The sequence below is a fragment of the Falsigemmobacter intermedius genome, assembly GCF_004054105.1.
In the GTDB taxonomy this organism is placed as follows: domain Bacteria; phylum Pseudomonadota; class Alphaproteobacteria; order Rhodobacterales; family Rhodobacteraceae; genus Wagnerdoeblera; species Wagnerdoeblera intermedia.
The window spans coordinates 1-5,389 of the sequence record NZ_SBLC01000078.1 but is presented as its reverse complement, the minus strand read 5'-3'; the positions used below and the strand labels follow the sequence as shown (position 1 = coordinate 5,389).

6 protein-coding genes are annotated in these 5,389 nt (G+C 61.2%); 2 read left to right on the top strand and 4 right to left on the bottom strand.

The window, feature by feature from the left end; translation table 11 throughout:
* The coding region (locus EP867_RS18685) for an integrase core domain-containing protein (protein ID WP_164888952.1) at positions 1-171 on the top strand (171 nt) is incomplete at its 5' end.
* Positions 172-365: 194 nt separating this feature from the next.
* Here EP867_RS18685 and EP867_RS18680 read toward each other — a convergent pair.
* From EP867_RS18680 to EP867_RS18670, 3 genes are all read right to left on the bottom strand, one after another.
* Entirely contained in the window at positions 366-677 is a 312-nt protein-coding gene (locus EP867_RS18680; protein ID WP_128490959.1) for a stability/partitioning determinant, read from the bottom strand.
* A complete protein-coding gene (locus EP867_RS18675) occupies positions 674-1,345 on the bottom strand; it encodes a ParA family protein (protein ID WP_128490958.1) in 672 nt (223 codons plus the stop codon). The genes EP867_RS18680 and EP867_RS18675 overlap by 4 nt, the downstream gene beginning before the upstream one ends.
* A 195-nt stretch (positions 1,346-1,540) precedes the next feature.
* A complete protein-coding gene (locus tag EP867_RS18670; protein WP_128490957.1) occupies positions 1,541-2,848 on the bottom strand; it encodes a UDP-glucose dehydrogenase family protein in 1,308 nt (435 codons plus the stop codon).
* Between the two features lie 135 nt (positions 2,849-2,983).
* Between EP867_RS18670 and EP867_RS18665 the strand changes: the two genes are divergently transcribed.
* Positions 2,984-3,997: an NAD-dependent epimerase/dehydratase family protein gene (locus tag EP867_RS18665; protein WP_128490956.1), complete on the top strand. Its 1,014-nt coding sequence runs from the start codon at positions 2,984-2,986 to the stop codon at positions 3,995-3,997.
* Here the strand turns inward: EP867_RS18665 and EP867_RS18660 are convergent.
* Positions 3,985-5,355: a phosphomannomutase gene (locus EP867_RS18660; RefSeq protein ID WP_128490955.1), complete on the bottom strand. Its 1,371-nt coding sequence runs from the start codon at positions 5,353-5,355 to the stop codon at positions 3,985-3,987. The genes EP867_RS18665 and EP867_RS18660 overlap by 13 nt on opposite strands.
* Positions 5,356-5,389: the final 34 nt, after the last annotated feature.

Genomic DNA, 5,389 nt, shown 5'->3' with positions numbered 1-5,389 from the left:
AAATACGAATGCGTCTACCTGAATGCCTTCGAGACTGGCTCAGAGGCACGCAAGGGGATCGGGGCCTGGATCAGCTATTACAATGAAAAACGACCGCACTCATCGCACGGGTTGCTGACGCCAGCCGAGGCCTATGATACCTCGGATCAGAACCTGAAAGCCGCCGTCTGACATGAAACCCATGCTAGAGCTTAGCTGAGCGGCAATCCGGTCCAAATTCCCGGACCACCTCTGACAGCCGACGCCGTGTCCGCGCTTGTTCGCTAAGAGCGGATGGGTTCTTCAAGCGATCAAAGATGCCAGCTATCTGGTAGCTATCGGATAGCTAATAAATAGTACAAATTTACTTAGTAGCTACCAGATAGCTATAAGCTATCCTTGAGGTTTTCCACCATTTTCTCAAAGGCTTCTGCGATACTAATTCCCTGCTCATCGGCCCAAGCATTCAAGGCTGCAATGGTATCTGGCTTGGCTTTAATGTTGATCTGAGCACTGCGCCCTGTACGGTGGCGGCGTTGTTGGGGTTTCGCCGGCGCAGTCGGCGCTTCACGACTTGTAAAACCTGCCACTGCAGCGGCCTCAACCGGCGGCGCCGTCGTCTTCACCCGGGGCAGGGGAGCGAAGCCGCTCAGATCGCCCAGAGCATCTCCAAAGCCGATTTTCGCACGGGTGCTCATGCCAGGGCCTCCTTCAGCTTTGCCACCAGTTCACCCGCGAACTCCTGCGCGTTCTCAATCGCTTTGGGCAGGCCGGAAGTCGTCGTCGGGCTGAGGCCTGAGAGCGTGCCGCCGTAGTCAAAGAGATCCCGATAGGCCGCGCGCTCGACGATCGCCGTTTCAAAGACCGGCACACCAGCCTCCGTCAGCTCGCTGGTTACATTCTTCAGGCTGCGGGATTTGACGGCTGCGCTGGTCCGGGTGAGAACAACTGCATGAGGGATCGCGCGCCGCGCCATGCGGGCCTGGGTCGCGATCAGCCGCAGGATCTTCGCACCGCCCTTTGCATCCATGCCGGAGCCCTGGAGGGGGATCACAACGAAGTCCGAGAAGCCGATGGCATTGGCCACCATCAGAGAGGCGGTTCCCTCAAGATCAACGATGACGAACTGAGATCTGGCACTCTCGGCCTCAATCACATCTGCGATGCTCTCTTCCGTCACATCGGACAGGATGCGGATCGCTTCCGGCCGCCCGGGAAGATCGGCCCACTGGCTGATCCAACGCTCCGGGTCCGCATCGATAATCGAGACACTTGCGCCGTTCTCGGCCAGCATCGTGGCTGCGATCAGTGCAGTTGTGGTTTTGCCCGCGCCCCCTTTAGGGTTGGCGAATGAGATCACCGGCATCTGCTGCTCCTGCCTGTTTTGGCCAGCATCTATCCGATAGCTATCCGATAGCAATATGGTAGCTAACAGATATCCGATAGCTACCAGATATCATGTTGATTGTATCAGACGCACCTTGAGCTTCTGAGGTTCCAGGACATGAAAATGGCCGGTGCCTTCCGGAACCGGCCATAAACAGACGACAGGGCAGGGGGCTCAGCCCCGGCCGACACCGTCCCAAGCCGTGAAACCTGCAGCAAGCACGGTCTCACGGTCGTAGATGTTCCTCAGGTCCGCCATGCGGGGCACCGCCATGCTGCCTGCGAGGCGTTTGAGATCCAGGGCGCGGAACTGGTTCCACTCGGTGAGGATCACCACGGCCTCAGCATCCTGCGCGGCCGTATAGGCGTCTTCCTCCCAGACCACGCCGGGCAGCAGAGCTTCACCTTCACGACGGCCATGGGGATCCACCACATGCACTTTCGCCCTTGCTCCGATCAGCGCCGGCACGATGGTGAGCGAAGGGGCTTCGCGCATATCATCGGTTTCAGGTTTAAAGGTGACGCCGAGCACGGCGATCTTGCGGCCGGCGACCTTGCCTTCGCAAAGGTCGAGGATCTTATCCACCATGCGACGGCGGACAGCGTCATTCACGGCGATAACCGTCTCAGTAATACGCTGCGGCACACCATACTCCTGGCCAATACGGGCAAGCGCCGAGGTATCCTTCGGAAAACAGGAGCCACCATAGCCCGGGCCTGCGTGCAGGAACTTTGAGCCGATACGGCCATCGAGACCAATCCCCTTGGCCACGCCCTTCACATCGGCCCCGGCGCGCTCGCAGAGAGCTGCAATTTCATTGATGAAGCTGATCTTCGTCGCGAGAAACGCATTGGCGGCATATTTGATCATCTCGGCGGTCTCGAGGCCCGTGTAGACGATCGGGAAGTCACGCAGGTAGAGCGGGCGGTAGATTGCCGCCATGACGGCTTTCGCTTTTTCACTCTCAACACCGACCACAACCCGATCAGGCTTCATGAAGTCCTCAATCGCCGCGCCTTCGCGCAGGAATTCGGGGTTCGCCGCAATGTCAAATCTGGCGCCAGGAACGGCAGCGCGTATCACTTCCGCGACCTTGCGATTGGTGCCGACGGGTACCGTGGATTTCGTCACCACGACCGTATAGCCGGTCAGGGCTCGGCCGATTTCCTCAGCGGCTGCCATCACATACCGCAGATCCGCATGCCCATCCCCGCGCCTGGTTGGGGTTCCGACCGCGATGAAGACTGCATCTGCGCCGTCTACAGCCGAAACAAGATCTGTGCTGAACTTGAGCCGTCCAGCTGCAGCATTTCGTGCCAATACGTCCTCAAGGCCTGGCTCATAGATCGGTACCTGGCCTTTGCTGAGCTGTTCGATCTTTTCAGCGGATTTATCGACACAGATAACTTCGTGACCGAAGTCAGAAAAGCACACGCCGGATACCAGCCCGACATAGCCGGTGCCGACAACTGTAATTTTCATATCGAATATCCTATCGCAAAAGCTTCTTTTATCTCAGAAAAGGTAAAAATTTGCCTGCTATCCCGTAAGTTTACAGGCATTTTTCAGGATCAGAAAAGCATTATCTATTACGACAAAATGCGACAGGAGCCTTTGATGACCCGCGTATTTCTGACCGGCTCAGCCGGGTTCATTGGGTTTCACCTCAGCCGCCTGCTGCTTGAGGAAGGCTTTACCGTTCACGGCTATGACGGGATGACCGATTATTATGACGTCCGCCTGAAAGAGCGCCGGCACGCCATGCTGCTTCAGCACCCCAATTTCAGCGCCACCGAAGGGCTGCTTGAGGATCAGGCGCTGATTGACCGGGTGGCGGGTGAGTTTCGGCCCGATGTCATCGTCCATCTCGCCGCTCAGGCCGGGGTGCGCTACAGCCTCGAGAACCCGCGCGCCTATCTCGATGCCAATGTCATCGGCAGCTTCAATGTGCTGGAGATCGCGCGGCGCCACGGGGTGCAGCATCTGCTCATGGCCTCCACCTCTTCGGTTTACGGCGCCAATGAAGAGATGCCCTTTCGCGAGACCGATAAGGCCGACACGCAGCTCACGATCTATGCAGCGACCAAAAAGGCCTCGGAGAGCATGGCGCATTCCTATGCACATCTGTGGCACCTGCCGGTGACGATGTTTCGCTTCTTCACCGTCTATGGCCCCTGGGGCCGGCCCGATATGGCGCTTTATAAATTCACGGAAGCCATCCTCGGGGGGCGCCCCCTCGATATCTATAACCACGGCGAGATGTATCGCGACTTCACCTATGTCACCGATCTGGTGAAGGGGATCCGGCTGCTGATCGATGCGGTGCCGGTCCGCCCCGAAAGCGCCGCTGAGATTGCCCCGGGCGACAGCCTGTCACCGGTTGCCCCCTACCGGGTGGTGAACATCGGCAATTCTGACCGGGTGAAGCTCACGGATTTCGTCGATGCCATTGAAGAGGCCACGGGCCGGACCGCCATCCGCAATTATATGGAGATGCAGAAAGGCGATGTCCCCGCCACCTGGGCGGAGGCATCGCTTCTGCAAAGCCTGACCGGCTATCGCCCGCAGACCGATGTCCGCAAAGGCGTGGCGGAATTTGTCGCCTGGTACCGCGCGTATTACGCCAGGTGAGCCTTCAGGACCTCCAGCCCCCGGGCCAGCAGATCCCCGGCCTGCTCCGGGCTTTCGGCCTCGGTGTAAAGCCGCAGTTCCGGTGCATTGCCCGAGGGGCGCAGATGGATCACCCGGCCGGAAGCGAGATGGAGCCGCAGCCCGTCGGTGCGGTCCTGCGCAGAAAGGCTTTCCCCTAAGGGAGAGAGCAGCGCGGTGAAGTGCCCGTCCTCCAGTCGCGCCATCAGGGCACGGCTCGTCTCAGGGGCGATCTCTTCCAGACGGTCGGCGGCAGTGAAGCGCGCAGGCTCCGCTGCGATCAGGGCAGAGAGGCTGCGACCCGAAGCCCGCGCCAGCGCCAGGGGCGCGACCAGAGGCAAAAGGCTGTCCCGGGTCCAAAGCGGCGCAAGCGCGCCTGCCGCCATCTGCGCCTCAAAGCCCGCAAGGAAACCGCCATTGGCCTCATAGCCCGCAACCCGGCCCCCCGCCGCCTCCATCCCGGCGATCACGAAGGGAGAGCCGATCTTCGTGCGGATCACCCGGCTAAAAGCGCCCGAACGCTCCACCCCGCTGTTGGAGCTGACCGGCGTGACCACCACCTCTGCCCCAAGGGCGCGCGCCGTGATCTGGCCCAGAAGATCGCCGGGCACGAGGGCGCCCCGCTCATCGGCCAGGAGCGGGCGATCGCCATCACCATCGGTGGAGACCAGGGCATCAAGCCCGTGCTCCCGGCACCAGGCGGCGATGCGGGCGCGGATCTCAGCCGGAACCGCCTCGGTATCGACGGGGATAAAGGTCTCGCTGCGGCCCAGCCGCAGCACCTCTGCCCCAAGCCCCTCAAGAGCCCCGGCAATCAGATCGCGGCTGACGGCAGAATGCTCCCAGAGCCCGATCCTCAGACCCGAGAGCGCCTCCGGACCAAAGGCCCGGATATAGCGCTGCACCCAGGGCGTCGCAGCATCCGCCTGAGAAAGCGGTGCCGAAAGCCCCGCCGGAGCGCGGCCCAGGGCCGAAAGGATCGCCGCCTCATCGGTCTTGGTGATCTCTCCCCCGGGCAGATAGAACTTCAGCCCGTTGCGATCCGCCGGAATATGGCTGCCGGTGACCATAATGGCCGCCGATCCCGCCGCCATCGCGGCCAGCGCGAGCGCCGGGGTCGGCACCGCGCCACAATCGGTCACCGCCACGCCCTCGGCCCGCGCGGCCCTTGCCACCGCGGCCGCAATCTCAGGCGAGGAGGCCCGCAGGTCGCGGCCGATATAAAGCCCGCGCCCCACCGGGCAGGCCGCCAGAAAGGCACGGGTGTAATCCCCGATCAGTTCAGAGGTCAGATCGCTGACCAGCCCTCTGAGGCCAGAGGTGCCGAATTTCGGTGCCATCAGCCCTTTTCTCCCTGACCGCGCGCATAGAGAT

Bases quoted from the DNA above. Each gene is read 5' to 3' on its own strand.
- EP867_RS18670 (WP_128490957.1), bottom strand. From the start codon at position 2,848: ATGAAAATTACAGTTGTCGGCACCGGCTATGTCGGGCTGGTATCCGGC.
- EP867_RS18660 (WP_128490955.1), bottom strand. From the start codon at position 5,355: ATGGCACCGAAATTCGGCACCTCTGGCCTCAGAGGGCTGGTCAGCGAT.
- EP867_RS18675 (WP_128490958.1), bottom strand. From the start codon at position 1,345: ATGCCGGTGATCTCATTCGCCAACCCTAAAGGGGGCGCGGGCAAAACC.
- EP867_RS18665 (WP_128490956.1), top strand. From the start codon at position 2,984: ATGACCCGCGTATTTCTGACCGGCTCAGCCGGGTTCATTGGGTTTCAC.
- EP867_RS18680 (WP_128490959.1), bottom strand. From the start codon at position 677: ATGAGCACCCGTGCGAAAATCGGCTTTGGAGATGCTCTGGGCGATCTG.